Genomic DNA, 21963 nt, shown 5'->3' on the forward strand with positions numbered 1-21963 from the left:
AAATAATAATATGGCTAAATTTTAACAGCTAGCGCTTAATATCAATCATTAGCTTGCTGATATTTTTTCTTCAAGCTCGGCTAATTTAGCTTCAAGTTCAGTTAATTTAGCACGTGTTTTGATCAATACTTGTGTTTGCACATCAAACTCTTCACGCGTTACCACATCAAGTTGTGACAACTTATTTTGTAAAATAGTTTTAGCTTTATCTTCAAAATCGCTCGCGATATTTTTTAAGCTTGGCGGAATAGCATCGGTGACTTGTTTAGCCAGTTCTTCAATTTTTTTTGCATTGATCATAATAATTTCTCATCGATTTTTACATTAGAAGCATTGTAACTGTTTTGCCAAAGACTAAAAACAGGTAAAATCCCCAGTAATAAAATTTATTCGAATAAAGTTGCAACAAATGAAACTGAATCCCGGACAAAATGAAGCAGTAAAATATGTTAGCGGCCCGTGTCTAGTACTCGCGGGCGCTGGCTCAGGTAAAACTGGGGTTATTTGTCAAAAAATCGCTTATTTGATTCAAAAATGTGATTACAAAGCACGAAATATTGCGGCGGTAACTTTTACCAATAAAGCCGCACGTGAAATGAAAGAACGTATCAAAAAGATGTTAGGCAAAGACTTAACCCGAGGTTTAACCGTTTCTACTTTCCACTCACTTGGTCTTGATATTGTCCGCCGTGAAATAAAAATCCTCGGTTATAAACCAGGTTTTACCTTATTTGATGATCAAGACAGCTTAGCACTGCTGAAAGAATTAACCCTAGATGAGCTTGATGGCGATAAAGATTTACTGAGCAAATTACAAAGCATGATTTCAAACTGGAAAAATGAATTACATTTGCCAGATGCCGCGATAAAAATGGCCAGTGATGCCAATAGTGTTGAATATGCTGAATTTTATCAACGTTATCATAAGCACATGAAAGCTTATAATGCCTTAGACTTTGATGATCTTATTCTGATTCCGACGCTATTACTGAAGAATTACCCTGAGGTTAGAGAGCGTTGGCAACAAAAGATTCGCTATTTATTGGTCGATGAATATCAAGATACCAATGCCAGCCAATACGAATTAGTGAAACAACTTGCCGGAGAACGAGCACGTTTAACAGTAGTGGGTGACGACGATCAATCCATTTATTCTTGGCGTGGTGCCAAGCCGGAAAACTTAGTGCAGCTGGGCAAAGATTACCCCAACTTAAAACTTATTAAATTAGAACAAAATTACCGCTCTAGCGGTCGTATTTTAAAATGTGCCAACGTACTGATTGCCAATAACCCTCATATATACGACAAAGCCTTATTTAGTGACCTTGCCTATGGCGTAGAGCTGCGCGTATTACAGGCAAACAATGAAGAGCATGAAATTGAGCGGGTGATTGGCGAGCTTATTGGCCATCGTTTTATGAACCGCAGCCAATACAAAGATTATGCCGTGCTTTACCGTGGTAACCACCAATCACGCTTACTTGAAAAAGCGCTGATGCAAAATCGTATCCCTTATAAAATCAGTGGCGGTACTTCATTTTTCTCCCGCGCTGAAATCAAAGATATCATGGCTTACCTGCGAGTACTGGTTAACCCCGATGATGATAATGCTTTCTTACGTATTGTTAATATACCAAAGCGAGAATTAGGACCCGCCACGTTAGAGAAGTTAGGCACCTACGCCAATATGCGTCAAATTAGCATGTTTGCCGCTAGCTTTGAATTAGGCTTAGAGCAAACCTTAGCGGGACGAAGCTTAATGAAGCTGCAAGCCTTCACTCGATGGCTAGTTAATGTTGGCGATCAAACTGAGCGTGGCGATACTGCCGCAGTATTACGTTCAATGATCCGGGAGATAAATTACGAAGATTTTCTCTACGATACCACCCCAAGTGCAAAAGGCGCAGAAATGCGCATGAAAAATGTCACTGAACTCTTTAGCTGGGTTACGCAAATGCTCGAAGGCAGTGATGATGAAGAGCCGATGACCCTGCCACAAATCGTCACGCGTTTAACCTTACGCGATATGATGGAGCGTAACGAAGAAGAAGACAGTAACGACCAAGTGCAGTTGATGACTTTGCATGCATCCAAAGGTCTAGAGTTTCCGTATGTATTCCTTATTGGCATGGAAGAAGGCTTACTACCCCATCAAACCAGTATTGATGAAGGCAGTGTTGAAGAAGAGCGCCGTCTTGCTTACGTTGGCATAACACGTGCGAAACGTGAGTTAATATTCACTTACGCCAAAGAACGTCGTCAGTTTGGTGAGCTAACACGAACCGAAGCAAGCCGATTTTTACATGAATTACCGCAAGATGATTTAAATTGGGAGCTTGGCGCATCGAAGAAAAAGACCGTCGAACACGTTGAGCAATCAAATAAACAAGGCATGGCCGGTTTACGCGCTCAACTCGCTAAAGCAAAAGAAGCTAAGAAATAGCTTTTGTACTTTAACTTAATGAAGTTATCCGTAGGGCTTACGAGTTAAAACGCCCTACTAACTTAGCAGAATTGCCGCTGCAATGATCATTGCTGCTCCAATAATACTATAAATAATTCGATGATTGCTTTTGCTCTGACTGGCCAGCATAGTCTGCATTAATTGGGTTTGTAGGTGCTGATTTTCACGACTGGTTTTCAAATAGTCATAAATTAAATCCGGCATCTCAGGCAGCTTTTCATTCCAAAACGGTAAGTTGGCTTTAATTTTACTAAAGACCGCTTTCACGCCCATTTGCTGTTTCACCCAATTTTCTAAAAAGGGTTTTGCCGTTTGCCATAAATCTAACTGTGGATAGAGTTGACGACCTAAACCTTCAATATACAATAAGGTTTTTTGCAGCAAGACCAGTTGCGGCTGCACTTCCATGTTAAAGCGGCGCGCGGTATTAAATAAGTTAACAAGCACTTGGCCGAAGGATATTTCTGACAGCGGTTTATTGAAAATAGGCTCACAAACCGTACGGATTGCGAACTCAAATTCATCGACACTGGTATTGGCTGGCACCCACCCAGAGTCAACATGCAATTGCGCCACTTTTCGATAATCACGATTAAAAAAGGCAACAAAGTTTTCCGCTAAATAACGTTTATCTTCACGATTTAAGGTACCAACAATACCGCAATCTATCGCGATCCAAGTAGGATCGGCGGGATCCGTGGCATCAACAAAAACATTACCTGGGTGCATATCGGCATGAAAGAAGCTGTCACGAAATACTTGGGTGAAAAACACTTCTACACCACGTTCAGCTAATAACTTCATATTGACGCCAAGTTGGTTAAGCGTCTCAATATCGCCAACACCAACGCCATAAATACGCTCCATCACTAGAACATTTATAAAACTATATTCACTATAAATTTCAGGCACATAAAGCGCTTTATCGTATTCACTGCCCTGCTCAAAATTACGCTTTAATTGAATAGCGTTAGCCCCTTCGCGATTAAGATCCAACTCATCTAAAATGGTTTTACGATACTCTTCGACCACTTCTTTAGGACGTAAACGCTTACCATCAGGTAACCAACGCGCGACGATGCCAGCAAAGAAAGACATCACTTTAATATCCGCCAATATAGTTTTACTTATATTAGGGCGTAATACCTTGATAACGATATCTTTCTCTTCGCCATCGCTGAGTAAGGTTGCGGTATGAACTTGTGCGATAGAGGCTGATGCAAGTGGGGTCAGCTCAAAATCTTTAAAGTGCTGCTCAAAAACCTCTTCGCCCATGGCGGCAATAATAAGCTCTTTTGCTTGTACTCCGTCAAAGGGGGTTACTTTATCTTGCAATAAAGCTAATTCATCAGCTAACTTTGGCGGTAATAAATCACGTCTAGTTGATAACATTTGACCAAATTTGATAAAAACAGGCCCTAAAGACTCTATGGCTAAGCGAAATCGTTGCTCTGGCGTTTTATCTTTATGTTTGTTTCTCAGCCAAAATAAACTCGCCCGGCCAGCTTTGGCATACCAAGGTAATAGTCCTGGAGGAACCATTTTATCTAAACCAAAGTTCAAGAAGGTTTTAACGATTTGATAAAGACGTTGACTACTCACGGCGGTTATTATTTCCTATGGTTTATTAGTTGAAGGTCGAACTAGGATTTAGTTAGCGACAGTTAATAAGATTTTATCAATACGATCAGACAAGGCATCTACTTTACTGGCGATGTCTTTTGTTTGTTGATTAAAGGCATTTATTTGGCTGCTAGTCACCACAAGACGTTTTTCATGAACGATATATTCGCCAATATCCGCTTCAAGCTGCTTACCAGTAGCGACCAGCGATTTGGTGATTTTATTACCAAACTGTAAGAGTTTATGCGTTGGTACATCACCGAGGTGTCTAGCAAGCTCGCTTTGCCAATCTATTGCAAGTGTTTCAATAATACTGGTAAATTGTTGCGCCACCTTAATATCACCACTCACGTCCAACTCATCTTGCTTGATTAACTGTGTCAGTGACTGCTTAGCTTTTAATTTTTTAAGGGTGTTGAGGCTGGTCTTTATGGTGCAATCGCTAAAATCAGCAGCAGCTCTCACCATGATATATGTTGAACCTGCGTTATTATTTACGGTAAAAGATAATGGAAAGGACAGCTCAGCTAATTTTATCGTCAGCGTTTTTTGACTTATCGCCGCAAAGGAGACCAATTTATTGTTATTTAAAGCCAAAGCTTTATTAATAATCAATTCAATGGTTGAAGTTGTGGCTTGTGGTAATAATAAGCCTTCACTAAATAAAGTACTCAATAGAGTGCTAACGGGAACACTCGATTGAGTAGTCTGAGCAGCTAATGGCGACTTATTAGAGCGTTGCATGGTTAAAACTTATAACCTTTATGCAAGGCAACTACGCCGCCAGTTAAGTTTTTAAAGGTGGTTTGTTCAAAACCAGCGTTTTCCATCATAGCTTTTAAAGTTTCTTGATCCGGATGCATACGAATAGATTCGGCTAAGTATTGGTAGCTTTCGCCATCTTTCGCTACTAGTTCACCGATTTTAGGTAGAATGTTGAATGAATAAAAATCATAAGCTTTATTCAATAATTCATTTTCAGGCTTTGAAAATTCTAACACTAATAAACGGCCACCGGGTTTTAATACCGAATAAATAGAACGTAAGGCTTTATCTTTATCTGTTACATTACGCAGACCAAAAGCGATAGTGACGATATCAAAGGTATTTTCTTCAAACGGTAAATATTCAGCATTCGCTTGCACATATTCTATATTTTGCACTAAACCTTTATCACGTAACTTATCACGGCCAACATTTAACATTGAGCTATTAATATCAGCCAAAACCACTTGACCTTCACGGCCGACTAATTTCGAAAACTTAGCGGTTAAATCACCGGTACCGCCAGCAAGATCTAATACTTTATTACCTGGGCGTACACCACTGGCATCAATAGTAAAACGTTTCCACAAACGGTGAATACCAAATGACATTAAATCATTCATCACATCATATTGCTTGGCAACTGAGTGAAAAACGCCAGCAACCATAGAAATTTTATCGTCTTTTTCTATAGTTTTATAACCAAAATGCGTTGTGTTTTTACTATCCGCTGAGTTGTCGGCTGAAGTGTCAACATCGGATGGTGCAGAAGCGTTAGTAGATGAGTCACTATTTTGAGAATGTTGATCTGAAGATGACATGGTATTTTCACTTAAAGCAATATTAAAACGATAATTGCCGCTAGTTTACTGTATGCATGCTAAATCACCAAATACCCCGCGGTTTTTTATTGATTTAACGCAAGTGTTCTCACCATTAATGAATAATAATCATAGTAAAAGGTATTTATTGGCACGCACATTACGTAATAAAGCAACTAAAGTGAAATAAAGTTACAAAATACACTTGCCAGTATAGAGCAGTTACTCTATACTTGTCTTCGTTCCCTTATGCGAACGCTTGTTGTAATAATTGAATATTCTAGCTTCCCCATAGCTAACTCACCGATGGCCTCTGCTGTCGGTTTTTTTTGCCTGAAATAAAGTAATACACCTGTCATTAAGTTTGTGATTTTATTGCGCGAAGGAAAAATAAATCAAGGTAAGACGCTCGATTGAGCAATACTCCCTATTGGGATTGAGAGTAACGCAGCCTTGGAGTATTTTAGCCAGCACAAGTGGGTAATAATGTAATGAAATTGGTATAACTTTTCCTGAGGAAAATAACCATTATATACTGTAGGCTTGCGGTGACTTAGCAGCTAAACTCGCCAGTGCATTATTCCTACCTCTGCCTTTAGCCTTATAAAAGGTTAATCCTAGCAGCAATAAGACTGCTAGGAGCAGTATCCTTCTTCGGAATGATCGTACAATAACCAATGCTAATGGTAATGGTAAGCACAGGTTCAACTTTAGAAAACTCATGTTTAACGGGTAACGCCTCAATAGATTTAAGGCACCGCTGGGCGATTAACTCGACATCATGAGATTCTAATAAAACAAAAGCAAACTCCTCACCACCGTACCTAGCAACCTGATCAACAGCAAGATTAACCTGCGGCTTAAGACAAGTGCCAACTTTTTTCAAATACTCGTCGCCAGCTAAATGGCCGTAATTATCATTGTATGCTTTGAAAAAATCGATATCGATTAACAAAAACCAAACTGATGCAGATGCAAGACCACTGGTTAGAATAAATCCTAAATACCCATAAGTGCAGCTAGAGATGGCATTGAAGGCTGGGTAGTGTTAGCTTTTGATATTAATGCTATTGGTGAAGCGGTCAATATTTTCATTGTCGACCCTCAACCTAAACGAACTTTTGATAAAGCAGCTAAACAAGCGCTAAAAAGTTGTTGAACGACTATGTTTATACCGGTAATAAAAAGTGCTTAACTTTGCTGGTAGAGCAATTTAACTTATCGCTGTAAAGCTATTAGCTCGCGGCAATCCTCAATAAAAAAGGAATTATTTTGTCCTTATTGATCCAATCGCTCAACCATCAGATCATCGATGGTGATAATCATCGCCATTTGTTAGTTGATTTAAATTTATCCGTTGCCCCAGGTGAATGTGTGGCATTAATGGGTGACAGTGGTAGTGGTAAAACAACCTTACTTAACTTAATAGCAGGTCTTGAGCCAATTCAGCACGGTAAGATTGTAGTAGCAGGCATATCATTAACAAAAGCCAGTGATAAACAACTTAGCCAGTTACGAAAACAACATATTGGTATTGTTTTCCAACAATTTAACTTACTTACTAGCTTGTCCGTGCAGGATAATATCGAATTCAGCGCCAAACTCGCTGGTCGCTATGATGCTCAACATGGTTTAGCCCTAGCGGAGCAACTTGGCATAAGCAGTTTATTAAAAAAGTATCCTGCAACCTTATCAGGTGGGGAAATGCAGCGAGTTGCCATTGCCCGCGCGCTAAACAGTAAGCCTAAATTACTGCTTGCCGATGAGCCAACTGGCAATTTAGATGAAAAGAATAGTAGTCAGGTAGTAGCGCAGTTAGTCAAATTGGCAAAATCTAACAATACGGCACTACTCATGGTCACTCATAGCGCTGATGTAGCCGCGAGTATGGATAAGATTTATCGTTTACAAGAATCTTCCATCTGCTTAGTAACTGGCTAACCTCATGCAGAACAACCTGAGCAAAGGAAAAACGAGCGAGTTTTTCTTGGTATTAAAAGCGCATCTTGCTGAATACTTACACAAGCCCTTATTAAACCTTGGCTTCATTTTAAGCTTAGCCATAGCCACCAGTACTTTACTGTGCATTTTGGTATTAAATCATGCCAGTGAGCAGCAGTACCAAGAAGCCAACAGCCGGTTAAAATCTCCCGTGAGCTTTTATATTGTTGCCAATGAAGGGCACAATATTTCTATCGATGACTTTAGCAAGTTAACAGTACAAGGCTTTCATCAACTTTCACCAGCACAGCTTTTTCGTAAAACGCTAACTTCCGGTAAAAAAATAACCTTTAGAGCCATGGACATGCTACCACTGGTATTGACTATGCCAGAGAGCTTTACTACTAATCGCATTAACCTCAGCAGTGACTACGCAGAATCTCTTGGCTTAACGAATACTTTACCTGAGGCCTTAACTGATGAATCAACCCTTGATGTAGCAACAGTTATAAATGAAGTGAAGCAAGTTACCTTAGCTGATGGGCAGCCATTAAAAGTTAACTACAACCAAATAAATGACTGGGGTAACGTTGCCTTAATTGACTTACCGCTTGCTTGGCAGATTTTTCCGGATATCAAAGGCTTTAGTCATTTAATGGTTGGCGCTATTAGCGATGCTGAAAAAGTCCGGTTGGCAGCAGCCTTGCCAGAGTACTTATCCATACAAGAGGCCTGGTCACTGGAAGAGCGGGAAGGTTTTGCCGATGCTTTACACTTAAATTTATCAGCACTGGCCATTTTAGGTTTTATCGTTAGTTTATTTATCGCTTTTCAAGCCGCTAATCAAGCATGGCAAAAGCGCGGCGAGTTAGCGGCAAAATTGCGTTTACTCGGCGTAGAGTTAACCAGTATACAAAAAGTCATGTTGTGTGAAGCCTTTGCCTTAACCTTGCTCGCCAGTATTATAGGTATAGCCATTGCTTTTGCCTTGGTTTCAATACTACTGCCCATATTAGGCATCACCTTAGAACAGCTTTATCAGCTAAGACAAACTGGTCATTTTCAATGGCATTGGTTATATAGCTTGTGGGCATTCGTCATTTCGGGCGTCGCCGTTTTTTTAGCACTATTAAAACAGTTTAGGGTTATTAGCTCAGCAAAAATAGCGCTAACTGCCCGTATTGTGCCCCAGCCATTTAACTACAGCGCAAGTGCGGCAATAGGGGGAACCTTACTGGCTATTTTCCTGCTGTGGCCTGAGGTTTATGCACAAAACTCCTGGCATCAGTTAATGATAAAATATGGCCTGCTGTTAATCGCCAGTGTCGCATTATTACCTAATTTACTGAGCTACTTACTTAAGGGCATGAGTTATTTAACTCGCTCATTTCGCCTCAAGTTTGTTGTAAAAGATGCCCGCCAACAAGTAGGCAGACGTTATTTACCCTTAGCTGCATTTTACCTAGCACTCACTGCCAGTATTTCCGCTGCGCTTATGGTTAATAGTTTTGAAAAATCTTTCACCACCTATTTAGATCAGTTGCTCAGCTCAGACCTCTTTATCAGCTATAACCCTAAGCAAAAAGACAGAGTGGAGACCTGGTTAAATCAACAAGACAATATTGATGAATATGTTGTCTTTAAACAGACTACCGCCAAATACGATAATGATACTCTGGCAGTGCATGCACTTATGTCAGTAAAACAACAAAACAGTTTATTGTTTAAAATAAAGTCGTCCAAACAAAAGCCTACTGGGCAATTCATTTGTTATATCAATGAACAACTCTCTTTGAAAAAAGGCTTAGCACTAGACCAGAAATTCACCATCAAACAAGGCACGCAGACACTTACTTGTACAATAACAGCTATTTTTTATGACTATGGCAATCAAGGCTACTCGGTAAAAATACCGTTAAAGGCTAAGCAAATCCCCCTTTCAGGTTGGCGTGAACGTGGCTTTGGTGTCTACTTTCATGACAATAACAAGTTAAGTCTACCTGCGTTAGCTGAGCAGCTTGGTCTTGATGACCAGCAGATATTTGTACCTGAACAAATCAAAACAATGGCATTAGCAATATTTAAACAAACCTTTGTACTCACTCAAGCCATTGCTTTTGTTTTACTGGTTATCGCCTGCTTTGGGCTATTTTTATCAGCCAATAATTTGGAATTGGCACGCAAGCCAGATTTACATACATTAAGTAGCTTAGGTTATAGCCGTATGGAACTCTTTAGTCATATGTTGATGCAGTGGCTATTGCTAGCTTTTGGTGTGCTGTTACTTAGTTGGCCGGTCGCTGGTCTACTGGCTAAAGCCTTGGTATCAAAGGTGCTACCAGCATCATTTGGTTGGTCTATGCCGCTAGTATTAGATATCGCGCCATTTGCCTTCACTAGCTTTACCGGGCTAATTATATTATTGCCCGCATTAGCTATTCCCTTATATAAACTCAATGTGAGGGCGAGTTTGTCATGAAAACTTTATGCTGCAGATATTCCTTAAAACATAACTTAAAACTTAACTTAAAACATCGCCTCAAACATTGTTTAAAACAGCTATTAATCTTGTTAGCCTGCGGCCTAATTGTTACTGGCTGTAGTGAAGAGGTTGATAGAAAACGTAGTCCGCTAAAATTGCTTGCTGATGATAACGGTGAATTTGCTAGCCCTTCAATAGATAATCAGGTTGTTTTTCCACAAGCCCATGCTCCGCAGAAAAATTACCGCCAAGAGTGGTGGTATCTAACCGCTACTTTAACCACTGAAGATGGTCAGTCATTAGCGAGCCAATGGACCCTCTTTCGCCGTGCAGTTGGCAATAAACACTGGTACTTCGCTCATGCCGCTTTAGCTGATGCAAAAAGCCATAACACCGCTTATAGAAATGGCCGCGAAGAGTTCGGCAACGTCAAAATAACCACTGAGCCTTTTAGTGCCACAATAGATGACTGGCAATGGCAATCGACCTCGACTTTACTGCCTGCCAGGCTAGTTTATGGCTCAGCTATTGGTTCAATACCGAGTGAAGCAGATCCCTTAATAAAGGAAAAGGCAATTCTAACTGCGGCAAATAATGATTGGCAGGTAGAATTAAACTTATCAACGAGACAAGACTACTTTCTGCAGGGCGAAAATGGCTTTAGCCTTAAGCACCCTAGTTTAAATATCGCCAGTCACTATTATTCTCAGCCCTTTATAGAAGTGACAGGCAAGGTCTATTGGCAAGGTAGATGGCAAAAAGTTACTGGCCAAGCCTGGTTCGATCGTGAATGGGCTTCACAAATGTTAGGGCAAGATCAGCTAGGTTGGGACTGGTTTTCTCTGCGCTTAAATGAAAACACGGCCTTGATGGTTTTTCGTGTTCGCTCAGACAGCGAAGATTACTTTTATGCCAGCATAATGGCGCGTAATGGCGAAATTCGTAGCATAACATCGGATGAGATCTCCCTTATCAGTCATAACTATAACCAGAAACGTAACGCCACCAGTAGTTCACCCTACCCACAATCATTTTCATTAGTTATTGCTAAAGAAGGCATAGATATCAAGGTAAAAGTAGTTAATGAGCAACAAATTATGCGTTTTGGTATTGAGTACTTTGAAGGCATGGTGACTTTTAGTGGTAGTCATCAAGGGGTCGGTTTTGTCGAAATGACCGGTTATAGTGATAACTAACCAGCAGTTAAAGGCTGCTGTTGTTTGTGTAAGGATAACACGATAAAATAATTAGCAATTATTCCAAACAGCCATTCCTGCCCATGCCTATATCAACTGAACAACTCGATACTATCGAAAAATACGATGATGAAAAACGCGTAAACTACTTACTGCAACAAGTTATTAGCAATAAAGAAATTTGGATATTGGCTGATGAACATGGCTGTATGATGCTCAATACAGACGATGAAGATTGTGTACCAGTATGGCCAAATGAAGCGTTTGCTCAGCGCTGGGCAACCGGTGAGTGGCATGCATGTAAGCCCCAATCTATCTCTTTGGATAAATGGTATAGCCGTTGGAGCTTGGGTTTGACTGACGATGAACTGGCTTTAGTAGTGTTTCCTAATCAAGATAACCAAGGTTTAGTGTTATTCCCTGAAGAATTTGAACAAGCTTTACTTAAAGAAACCAAAAAGCAGAATCGAAAGTAGCATGGATATACACATCGGAGCACTAACTCATCCCGCAGTGATCGCCTTGTTAGAAGAACATCATCAAGAGATGTTGCACCATTCGCCGCCTGAAAGTGTACATGCCTTGGATTTATCAGCATTATCACATGCAGATATCACCTTTTGGGCTGTGTGGCAAGGGGACGAATTAGCGGGTTGTGGCGCGTTAAAAGAGTTAGATAATAGTCATGGTGAAATAAAATCTATGCGCACATCTAAGAACTTTTTACGCCAAGGCGTTGCTAAGTTGCTACTGGAGCATATGATCGACCAAGCAAGTAGTCGTGGTTACCAAAAGCTCAGTTTAGAAACCGGCACTATGGATGCATTCCTCCCTGCACAAAGGCTCTATCAACAACTTGGCTTTGAAACTTGTTTGCCCTTTGCCGATTATCAAGTAGATCCTTACAGCACTTTCATGTCTAAAGAAATATCCTAATATATCATTTAAAAATCATCAGCTGCCCTTGGCTAATTCTCGCTGGCACGACCTGCCTCGCAGCTTTCATTAATTCACTGGCATCATGTTCACCCTAGCTAAATTTATCATCACCTAAATAAGCGTTACAAGCAGATACTGAACAATATTTATCTGGGTTTTTCATTGCGATGATTAACGTCCTGTGCCCATCCATAACTTGTCCCGCAATAGCCCGATACCCATATTTACCCGCTACGCTCTATCACAAAAAAATAACGACTACTTCCCTAGCCTTCTCCACAAGCAACCACACCCAAAAAAGTACCTGTGTAAATAACGATTTATGCTTGAATTTAACAAAAAGTCAGTTAAAATAACATTTGAACGACATTCGAATAACATTATACATAGGTTTATTATGGCTCCAGCTCCGAGGTTTAGTGTACAAGAACAAGAAAAACTAATTATCTGCGCTGCAATTAAGGCTATCGAAGACAGTAGTCTCTTAGACTTTTCTATGTCTGCTATTGCTAAATTAGCCGGTCTGTCGATGGGCTCTGTTTATAAGTTCGTGCAATGTAAAGAAGATGTGCTGATTGCCTTAGCCACGCGCATGTATCAACAACGCCAAGGTGTGTTTAACAAAGTGCTCGCTTTACCTTTAACAACACCAGAACGAATAATTGCCTTGAGCTTGTTAGACTTTTCTAAGGTGCAAATGTATAACTTTGATCATCAGCTCGAAAGCATTGTCAATACAGAGGCGATGATGAAACGTTGCTCGCAGCGTTGGTTAACACAAATGATTGCCTGCGGAGAGCGATGCCAAACGATGTTTCAACAGTTTTTGCAAACCGCTGCAGATTCCGGTGAGTTAACCTCAGGTAATCGAGATATTGAAGAGATAAACGTAGGTGCCTGGTCGTTATCGATAGGTTATTTTCAAACGGTACGTTTACACCATTGCCGGCACAATAACCCTGATAAAAATTCAACAGAAGAAATGTCAGCACTAGCTCCGGATGATTTGCATATCAACAGTATGCAACGTTTAGTCAATAGTTATGATTGGCAAAACAAAATATCAAATGAAGACATTAACAAAGTTTGCCTACACCTAGCAGACGCTGGGCTTAGGTAAGTTTAGAACACTAATAAACTATCATTCAACAACATCACCACACTAGGGTAAAACGTTTAGTTATTGTCTAGACGCTTTACCTAAAAGAGATAAAGGAACAATCATGAATATAACTAAATGGCTTTTGGTGATTATCATATTAGCCGCAACAATTTTTGGTTTACATAGCTATAAATCATCATTACAACAAGCGGCAAAAGCTCAGGCAGCCAACATGCCAGAGCCTGCAGCCACCGTAACGGCAGTGAAAGTTAGTACTGTTAGCTACCAAAAACATATTAAAGTCAGTGGCGAAGTACAAGCATTCAAATTTTTAATGATCAATAACGAACTTGCCGGTCAAATTATCCGTTTAAATGCGGCTTCAGGCAGTGTTGTTAAAAAAGGTCAGGTACTACTCGAATTAGACCATAGGGACGAAGATGCCCGATTAATGGCCGCTCAAGCGACTTTGATGCTAGAACAACAGACCTTAGCGCGTAATATTAAATTGCACCAAAATCGTACTATCAGTGAAGAGCAAGTAGATCAAGCGCGTGCAGCAGTGCAAATTGCACAAGCTGATATTAGCGTAATCAAAACAGCAATCGACAAAAAAATACTAACCGCCCCCTTTACTGCCAAAGTAGGTATTCATACTTTAGAAATTGGTCAATATTTAGATATAAATAGTCAGGTACTTGAACTCGTGGGCGTTAATGACTTTACTTGGGTAGATTTTAATCTGCCGCAGTTCTATCAAGAGCTAAGTTTAGCGTCGATAGTAAAAATTAGTCCGATGAATCAAACGGCTGAGTATGAAGCAAACATCATAGCCGTAGACCCTCAGTTATCACGAATTTCACGCCATTTAAAATACCGCGCACAAATACCTTCAGCAACGTTAGCGTTAAAACCCAACACCTTAGTGTCAGTGATAGTGCCCATTGCGCAGCAAAAAACACTTGCTTCAGTACCTGATTTAGCGATAAAACGCGATGCTTTAGGTAATTATGTTTTTGTTTTAGAACCGGCCGGTGAAGGTAGTTATCGTGCACAACAAGTTGCCGTTGAACTGGGTGAACGACAAGGTTCACAGGTGATGATCCTTAGCGGCGTTGAAGCGGGTCAGCTTATTGCTAATAAAGGTGCATTTAAATTATTCCCTGGCATGAAAGTATACCTTGCTAGCGAGTCTGCCACTGAAAAATCCAACGTAGCAGTAAAAACGCCTGCTGCTGATGTTAGCACTAAAGAATAAGGGATTATGATGCAAGAAAGTAAACCATCCATTATGGACATATTTGTTAAACGACCCGTGGTTGCTATCGTCCTCTCTATTATTATTTGTATTGCCGGCCTATGGTCAGCAAGCAAAATTCCAGTACTGCAATTCCCCAAGATAGACAGTGCCTCACTCGTCATAGAAACCTATTATATCGGCGCTTCAGCGGATGTAGTCAAAGGTTTTATTACCGAGCCTATTGAGCGGGCAGCAGCAACGGTACCCGGGGTTGAATACGTTGACTCAACCAGTACTTCAGGTAGTTCTAAAGTCACGGTTTGGCTTAAACTTAATGTAAATTCAACACTGGCATTAGCTGAATTAAATACCAGGTTAGGACAAATTCGTTTCGAATTACCCCAAGGTGCCCAAGACCCCGTGGTATCAGTAAGTCGTGCCGATAGACCTTTTGCAGTATTTTATTTAAATGTCCAAGCCAATGGCAATGACTTATCACGTATTACTGATTATTTAACTCGCCAAGTTAATCCGGTTTTAAATGCCATTGAAGGGGTACAAAGAGTTGGTATTGAAGGGGCTAGAACACCGGCAATGCGAGTGTGGTTAAACGCAGAAGCGCTGCAAGTATTTAACTTAAGTGCCAGTGATGTTTATCAAGCCTTAGCAACAAATAACACCATAGCCACGTTAGGTTATGTGGAAAATAGTCGACAAAAAATTGATATCGTTGCCAATACCCAGCTCAGCAGTGTTGAAGAGTTTAAACAATTAGTGATCAGTAAGGTAGATGGCGCAAATATTTATTTAAAAGATGTCGCCAACATTGAACTTGCCGCTGAAGATACTAGTGTTACCGCGCGACTAAACGACCAAGATGCCGTTTATATTTCTATTTGGCCTTTGCCTGGTGCTAATGAAATTGCCATTGGTGATAGGTTATATAAAACAGTAGCGGAGCTCAATAAAACCCTGCCCTATGGTATTTCAATTGATTATGCTTATGACGGCACCTTGTATATGCGCGATGCGTTAAGTGAAATTTTTACTACCTTAGCTGAAACCGTCTTTTTAGTTGGCTTGGTAGTGCTACTCTTGATGGGCTCTTTTCGAAGTGCCATTGTACCATTAATCACCATACCTATTTCTATTTTAGGTGCTATAGCCGCCATGTCGATGATGGGCTTTTCGTTAAACCTATTAACCGTGTTAGCTATCGTATTATCTGTTGGTTTAGTGGTCGATGATGCCATCGTTGTCGTAGAGAACGTGGCGCGATTGATGCGCCAAGGCATGTCGAAATTTGATGCCGCCTTGATCAGCTCACGACAATTGCTAGTACCTATTATTTCAATGACCTTAACACTGGCAGCCGTTTATGCGCCTATTGGCTTTTTATCGGGTTTGACTGGGGTATTATTTAAAGAATTCGCTTTTACCCTGGCCATTGCTGTCATTATCTCAGGCATTGTCGCCGTTACCTTATCGCCGATTATGAGTGCTTATGCTTCACCTAAAGGTGGCGAGGAAGGTTGGTTTACAAGCAAAGTGAATCATCTTTTTGAAAAAACACAACGAGGTTACGCTAATTTATTAACGCAGATATTTAAGTGGCAAGGACAAGTCTTTCTGATTGCCATCGTGGTATCACTACTAGCCGTGCCTTTTTATCTATACTCGAAAAAAGAACTGGCGCCCGTAGAAGACCAATCCATGGTTATGTTTGTTATTCAATCACCACCTGATGCATCACTAGAGTATAACGTTGCACAAATGAACCCTGTTGTGGCAAGTTTACAAGAGATTGAAGGCGGCAAGAAAATTTGGCAAATAATTTTTGGTGGCGGTGGCTTTGGTGGTTTGGAGTTAGTTAATGCCGATGATCGCGACTATAGCGCTCAGTCATTAGTCCCGCAAATTTATGGGAAATTAGCACAGATACCAGGGCTAAATATGTTTCCTATCTTACCGGCTTCTTTACCGAGTTCGGGACAGTTTGAAGTAGAAATGATCGTGAAAGCGTCAGCCCCTTACAGTGAAATGAAGCAATATGCCGATCAACTGGTTGGCGCCGCCTTTGCCAGTGGTCAATTTCTTTACGCTGATACCGATTTAAAAATAGATTTGCCGCAAGTTGAGTTACAACTCAATCGTGAAAAGATTGCTGATTTGGGCATGACAGTTGGTCAAATAAGTGAACAGCTAGGCGTTTTATTATCGAGTAACTTTGTTAATCGCTTTGATGCAAATGGTAAAGCGTATCGCGTTATACCTATCATTAATGATGAAGTACGTAGTAAAACCGAGGCAATTTTATCGTTAACCATCAAACTGCCCACCGGTGAGCTATTACCTGTGTCAGCCGTGGCTGATTTAAAGTGGAAAACCGTACCTAGAGCGTTAGGGACTTTTGCTCAACAAGCCTCCTTTAGAATCTACGGCGTCGCTGCGCCTGGCTCTAGCAAAGAAGCGGCTTTATCAGCCATTGAAAATAAAGCAAAAGAGATATTACCACTGGGCTACTCTATTGATTATGCGGGTGAGTCTCGTCAGTTACGTCAAGAGGGTAATACCTTAATTATGGTGTTAGCCATTTCATTATTGATTGTATATTTAGTGTTATCCATACAATTTAATAGCTTTAGAGATCCCTTAGTGGTGCTACTGGGCTGTGTACCATTAGCGTTATCGGGGGCGTTACTTATTCCTTATATGGAATTGACCACCATTAATATTTATTCGCAAATAGGTTTAATTACCTTAATTGGTTTAATTGCTAAAAATGGTATTTTAATTGTTGAATTTGCCAACCATGCACAAGAACTTGGCGCGAATAAGTTAGCCGCAGTGACTGAAGCTGCGACAACACGTTTACGCCCTATTTTAATGACCACCGCAGCAACAATATTAGGACATTTCCCCTTAGTACTTGTTACCGGTGCGGGTGCGGAAGCGCGTAATAGTATTGGTATTATTTTAGTCGCCGGTATGTTTATTGGTACCTTCTTTACCTTGTTTATTTTACCGAGCTTTTATTTATTATTAGCGGAAAAACGACACAAGTTAGACGAACATGAATTTGATGTTTCTGAAGAAGCACTCAACAAGTGCAAACAAGCTTAAGAGTTAACTTACCAAAACGTTAATTCAGTTTAACTGGTTTCGGTATTATGAAAATAAAAGCCACAGAGCGATTAGTCTCTGTGGCTTTTTTATTCATTACAAATTATACCAATTTGATTAAATAACTAAAACTCAAACTGCTTATATACAATAGTCTGGTCGCCATTTTGCGATGGCACGCTGCTATCACCACGTGCTGAAATATACTCATTGTATGCTTGTGGTAAGCCACTGTAAGCCGATACAACTAAGACAGTTTTCGGCTGCGGTTTTTCTTGCTTATAGTAATTTAAAGTCATTTCAATATTTACACAGCTGATACCTCGACAATGATATTCATAAAAACCATTCCTGTTACGTTTATCATATTGATAACTTAAGCTATATTCACCAACTTCTATTGATTTTAAGCCGGATGCTGCCGGAATATACAATTTAACATCACTGAGCTGAGCATTTTCATCATTCACTTGTGCCGTAATAAGTTGCGCTTTAATGGTTAACTTAGTGGTACCCCGTTCTGTCGATAGCACGGTAAATTCCGGCGCGACTTTATTTAATGAAGTGACAACAGTGGTCTGATATTTCCTTTTACTCCAGGGAAAGACGGCGACATTTTGTATCGGCTGTGAGTTGTTTTTTGCCAGTGATGAAACTAATGACTCTGACAAACGTTTTGCGGAACTTCCTGTGGTAATAAAGGCTTGGTTTTGCTGATTTTGTACATACTGAATATTCAAGCGCTGTGGTAACCATGAAGTATAGATAGCTTGGGTGCTAGTCCACACGATTGATGCACTAGCAAACAATACGATGACCATCACTAACCTAGTCAGGTGAGAAGTTCTAGTCTTATCAAAGGTTAACAGTGGTAACAACGTTATGACAATAAACGCTAACATCACAGCAATAGCCACTGACATACCATAACCCACCATTAACTCTAATACATAGGTAATTGGCATGAACATAATTGCCGTTACGAGTACCAGAGTGATTAACGAGGCTATTTTTAACGGCGAAACTTGTGGCTTAGTGACGGTATTAGAAATATCTTGCTGCGCCGAGTTTGGCAGCGTTTTAGGTACACCATTACCAGTAACGGCTCTAAAGATTAGTAAAGTAACCATGCCCATTGACGCGGGAATAAGGAATAAATAACTTACCCCTGTTAAGTAAATGCTAGTTGTTAGACTTAGCACTATCAAGAGTAAGGTCACGGCACTGGCGACATTAATTGCGCTAAGATTTCGAACAATTAAGCGACCTATAATCAGCCCGAAAAGTAAGACAGCAAACCAAACCGATAACTGCATGGGTAACTGATGAGCATGCCAAGGCATTTGGTGACCACTAAACAGTCTGACTAATTGCAATACCCCATAACCGATAAGGCCAGAGCTAAGCAAAACCATCAAGCAGGCCAAAAGCCCTTTCGCCTGTTGTTTAGCGCTCAACTGTAACGGCGTTTTAAACAAATACCACAGCGCACTAAAGACTATTAATAAAGCGATTGACCATACTAAACTGGTGCTTTCGCTCCAGTGCACCATAAATAAGCCGGCGATATCGCTATAGACTAAGTTTCCTAATGCCACTTTAGTTAAATCCGCATCTTTGATCTGCGTTAACACGCCCCAAACATTGTCACCATGATGCTGCAAGCTGCCGCGGTCGAGGTTTTCAAGATTATCTAATGGGGTATGATAATGAGGTAATCTGTCTGCATGAGCAAAGTTTAGTCCTTGTAAGCCATGTTTTTTAAATATGGTTAAATCGGTATCGTTAGGCAAAAACTTGTAGACTTCATAAAACAGCGAACTACTTAAAGGCGCTGGCGTGGTTTGACTATAGTGTTCAACAAGCCAACCACTATGCTCCCCTGTTTCGAACATAACGCTTTTACCGGTACTACCACGCGCTTCAATATTGATGGCTAGCGTTAATTCATTCGCCAGAGGATGTTGTTCCATAAAGGCTTGTGCGCCAAATAGACCAAACTCTTCTCCCTCATTAAACAATAAAACGATCGAATTAAGTGGCGGCTCGGTAAGTGTTAACAGCCGTGCCGTCTCCAAAAGGGTACCCACTGCCGCACCCGCATCACTGCCACCAGGACCTGCAGGTACAGAATCATAATGAGCTGCTAATAAAATGCCCTTCGCCACGCTACTGCCTTGAATATGGACAATGATATTTCTGACTTTTACGCAGCGAGCGAATCCTCGTGTAGAGTCTCGACATAGTGTGGTCTCTTGAATTTCAGGCTGATAACCCAAGTCAGCCAAGATAGTGACAATGCGTTGCTCTACGACTCTGTTAGCCAAGCTATCCACCGGATGGGGTACTTGCTCCTTAGTAAGCTGTTGCAAATACTGGAATGCTCGCTCACTTGAAAAGGTATTCGCCGGTGCATTAGCGGCAACGGGTTCGATAGTAGTGGTATATTGAATTTTTAGAAAAAAGGCTAAGAGACCGAGTACAACTAAAGTCAGTAAAAGCGGCTTGAAGTTCAAGGTTCTGTTCATATTGTTATTCTTTTTATAGATAATTTTCCCAATACATTAGCATAAACTTTGTCGGGAGCTATCGAAATATTTCCCGAGGTAAATAATAAATAAAACTATATTTTTAGTGGCATAATTGTTCAAATGACCACTTAATCAAACGAGTGTCTTAATATGAAACTACATCACCTTGCTGGCCATATTCAAACCATATTACTGGCGGAGTATCCTGATAAGTTACTTCTACTTGATGGATGTTGTCGCTCAGATATCTCACTGCTCAAACATTTTATTACCGATGTCTTACAACGCCCTTTTAGTGATTTAACCTTAGTGGTGGTAACACACATGCACCCAGATCATGCCGGCGCGGCTAATAAACTGCGTAAAATCACTGGCTGTAAAATAGCGACCGCCAATGTCAGTGGTCAGTGGTATTCCGGTTTAGATGGCCGAATTATGCATATTACTGACATACTCCTCACTAAATGGGTCGCTAAGCGCATGAAAAAACCTAGTGGTAAAATTTGGTATTCTAGCCAACTTACCGCTGACTACAAACTTAATGATGGAGAACCATTACCGGGCTTTACTGACTGGCTTGCTTTATCAACGCAAGGTCATACCGATAGAGACTTATCGCTACTGCACACACCTAGCAATAAAATTTATGTCGCAGATTTAATGGTAAAAGTGAAGGATAAATTTATTCCACCCTTCCCTATTTTTTACCCCAATCGATATCGCGCTTCACTGCACAAAGTTATCTCACTCAAGCCGACTAGCATTATTCTTGCTCATGGTGGCGAAGTTAACTTTTCAGCAGCTGATTACCAAAATTTATTGGCTTTAGCACCTAAAACCCCGAGAACCCATTGGCGACTGATTAAGGCAAAACTAAAACGCTCAATGAAATTCATCAGGTCAAAGTAACCGCACTGTTGCTATCTGGCATGATTATGTTCAAAAGAAGTTAAAAAACTGGCATGTTTTCATGTTTGGCTGTCGGGTCATTACCAATATCCTCGACACCCTGATGATGTACCTGCATGCGGCATATTCTCTTTACCGCTCATTCCATTTCAGCTTTCATTAGGTTTTTTTTCATAATTTTCATTTTTCTGGACCTTTATAGCAAGACGAAACAAGCATATAAACCGACAAGAAACCTTTCATCGCTTTAGCCTTTTAGTGTAGATTTTCTGGCTTATTTCTTATGTTTTTTATATTTTTTATATTTCATATTTATACCTAGGTATTAGTAGCTTGGCGTAGTGATTAGCGAAAACAGCTCAAGGGTAAGTAAGCCCCCTAATTGCTTTAAAATTGGCAACTGCTATACCTTAGTAGAGGTTGTAGGGTAACAAGGTAGTCAATAATTTATGTCTTCAATGAGTAATAACCAGCAGAATTTGCCAAGTGATAATCAATCGGAGTCAGAGGAACGCAGACATACTTGTCCAAGTAAACATGCCTTATGGGCACAACTCAGTGTTGTTCAGCAAGCATCGGTAAGTTCCATGTATAACTATGGCTATGCACTTAGCTTTATACGCACTGAAAATGCAGAAATGAATGTGGTCATGACACTTAATGAAGCGGTCATTGTTATTAATGAGGAAGGAGATATAGACACTCACGCTAACATTCAAATCCGTAAATAAGGTCTATCACTAAATCACAATAGGTATTATTTTTAATTAAAAGCTAACCCTGCATCACCACCCGAACCGAAACACAGTTTGCACATATCTAATAGT

At 40.4% G+C, this 21963-nt stretch carries 18 protein-coding genes and 1 pseudogene; 12 read left to right on the forward strand and 7 right to left on the reverse strand.

From position 1 onward, the window contains the following. Positions 1–48: 48 nt before the first annotated feature. Positions 49–300 carry a ubiquinone biosynthesis accessory factor UbiK gene (gene ubiK / locus F580_RS0118275; RefSeq protein ID WP_019029194.1) on the reverse strand — a complete coding sequence of 84 codons (252 nt, stop codon included), beginning with the start codon at positions 298–300 and terminating at the stop codon, positions 49–51. A gap of 109 nt (positions 301–409) precedes the next feature. On the opposite strand from ubiK, the gene rep reads away from it, so the two are divergent. After that, positions 410–2443, forward strand: a complete 2034-nt coding sequence (rep, locus tag F580_RS0118280; protein WP_019029195.1) for a DNA helicase Rep — start codon at positions 410–412, stop codon at positions 2441–2443. 57 nt (positions 2444–2500) lie between these two features. Here the strand turns inward: rep and ubiB are convergent, their stop codons facing one another. The 4 genes from ubiB to F580_RS0118305 form a co-directional block, all read right to left on the reverse strand. Then, positions 2501–4066 carry a ubiquinone biosynthesis regulatory protein kinase UbiB gene (ubiB, locus tag F580_RS0118285; protein ID WP_019029196.1) on the reverse strand — a complete coding sequence of 522 codons (1566 nt, stop codon included), beginning with the start codon at positions 4064–4066 and terminating at the stop codon, positions 2501–2503. 48 nt (positions 4067–4114) lie between these two features. Then, a complete protein-coding gene (locus F580_RS0118290) occupies positions 4115–4831 on the reverse strand; it encodes a ubiquinone biosynthesis accessory factor UbiJ (protein WP_019029197.1) in 717 nt (238 codons plus the stop codon). 2 nt (positions 4832–4833) lie between these two features. Beyond that, positions 4834–5673: a bifunctional demethylmenaquinone methyltransferase/2-methoxy-6-polyprenyl-1,4-benzoquinol methylase UbiE gene (ubiE, locus tag F580_RS0118295; protein ID WP_019029198.1), complete on the reverse strand. Its 840-nt coding sequence runs from the start codon at positions 5671–5673 to the stop codon at positions 4834–4836. Between the two features lie 601 nt (positions 5674–6274). Then, positions 6275–6700 carry a GGDEF domain-containing protein gene (locus tag F580_RS0118305; protein WP_342663228.1) on the reverse strand — a complete coding sequence of 142 codons (426 nt, stop codon included), beginning with the start codon at positions 6698–6700 and terminating at the stop codon, positions 6275–6277. Positions 6701–6718: 18 nt separating this feature from the next. Here F580_RS0118305 and F580_RS26970 point away from each other — a divergent pair, with 18 nt between their 5' ends. The 6 genes from F580_RS26970 (at position 6719) to F580_RS0118335 (ending at position 12228) form a co-directional block, all read left to right on the forward strand. Beyond that, positions 6719–6832 (forward strand): energy transducer TonB, encoded by a 114-nt coding sequence (locus tag F580_RS26970; RefSeq protein WP_019029201.1) that lies wholly within the window; start codon positions 6719–6721, stop codon positions 6830–6832. Positions 6833–6945: 113 nt separating this feature from the next. After that, positions 6946–7614, forward strand: coding sequence for an ABC transporter ATP-binding protein (locus F580_RS0118315; protein WP_019029202.1), 669 nt, complete (start codon positions 6946–6948; stop codon positions 7612–7614). Between the two features lie 4 nt (positions 7615–7618). Further along, the gene (locus F580_RS0118320; protein WP_019029203.1) at positions 7619–10093 is read left to right on the forward strand and encodes an ABC transporter permease; all 2475 of its coding nucleotides are present in this window, start codon (positions 7619–7621) and stop codon (positions 10091–10093) included. Then, entirely contained in the window at positions 10090–11292 is a 1203-nt protein-coding gene (locus tag F580_RS0118325; RefSeq protein ID WP_019029204.1) for a lipocalin-like domain-containing protein, read from the forward strand. The genes F580_RS0118320 and F580_RS0118325 overlap by 4 nt, the downstream gene beginning before the upstream one ends. An 83-nt stretch (positions 11293–11375) precedes the next feature. Beyond that, a complete protein-coding gene (locus F580_RS0118330) occupies positions 11376–11768 on the forward strand; it encodes a DUF2750 domain-containing protein (protein ID WP_019029205.1) in 393 nt (130 codons plus the stop codon). 1 nt (position 11769) lies between these two features. Then, positions 11770–12228, forward strand: a complete 459-nt coding sequence (locus F580_RS0118335; RefSeq protein WP_019029206.1) for a GNAT family N-acetyltransferase — start codon at positions 11770–11772, stop codon at positions 12226–12228. A 94-nt stretch (positions 12229–12322) separates the two neighbouring features. Here F580_RS0118335 and F580_RS26975 read toward each other — a convergent pair. After that, positions 12323–12442: pseudogene (locus tag F580_RS26975) on the reverse strand (S-formylglutathione hydrolase); the annotation flags it as partial. 186 nt (positions 12443–12628) lie between these two features. Between F580_RS26975 and F580_RS0118340 the strand changes: the two are divergent. From F580_RS0118340 to F580_RS0118350, 3 genes are all read left to right on the forward strand, one after another. Continuing rightward, a complete protein-coding gene (locus tag F580_RS0118340; protein WP_019029207.1) occupies positions 12629–13351 on the forward strand; it encodes a TetR/AcrR family transcriptional regulator in 723 nt (240 codons plus the stop codon). Positions 13352–13454: 103 nt separating this feature from the next. Next, entirely contained in the window at positions 13455–14591 is a 1137-nt protein-coding gene (locus tag F580_RS0118345; RefSeq protein WP_019029208.1) for an efflux RND transporter periplasmic adaptor subunit, read from the forward strand. Positions 14592–14600: 9 nt separating this feature from the next. Further along, positions 14601–17696, forward strand: a complete 3096-nt coding sequence (locus F580_RS0118350; protein ID WP_019029209.1) for an efflux RND transporter permease subunit — start codon at positions 14601–14603, stop codon at positions 17694–17696. Between the two features lie 125 nt (positions 17697–17821). Here F580_RS0118350 and F580_RS0118355 read toward each other — a convergent pair whose 3' ends face one another. Continuing rightward, positions 17822–20224, reverse strand: a complete 2403-nt coding sequence (locus F580_RS0118355) for a M28 family peptidase (RefSeq protein ID WP_019029210.1) — start codon at positions 20222–20224, stop codon at positions 17822–17824. Positions 20225–20377: 153 nt separating this feature from the next. On the opposite strand from F580_RS0118355, the gene F580_RS0118360 reads away from it, so the two are divergent. Continuing rightward, on the forward strand, positions 20378–21136 hold the full coding sequence (locus tag F580_RS0118360; RefSeq protein ID WP_019029211.1) for an MBL fold metallo-hydrolase: 759 nt from the start codon (positions 20378–20380) through the stop codon (positions 21134–21136). A 449-nt stretch (positions 21137–21585) separates the two neighbouring features. Beyond that, complete coding sequence (locus F580_RS0118365) at positions 21586–21867, forward strand: hypothetical protein (RefSeq protein ID WP_051092110.1); 282 nt, start codon at positions 21586–21588, stop codon at positions 21865–21867. Positions 21868–21963: the final 96 nt, after the last annotated feature.

This window comes from Colwellia piezophila ATCC BAA-637 (genome assembly GCF_000378625.1).
In the GTDB taxonomy this organism is placed as follows: Bacteria; Pseudomonadota; Gammaproteobacteria; order Enterobacterales; family Alteromonadaceae; genus Colwellia; species Colwellia piezophila.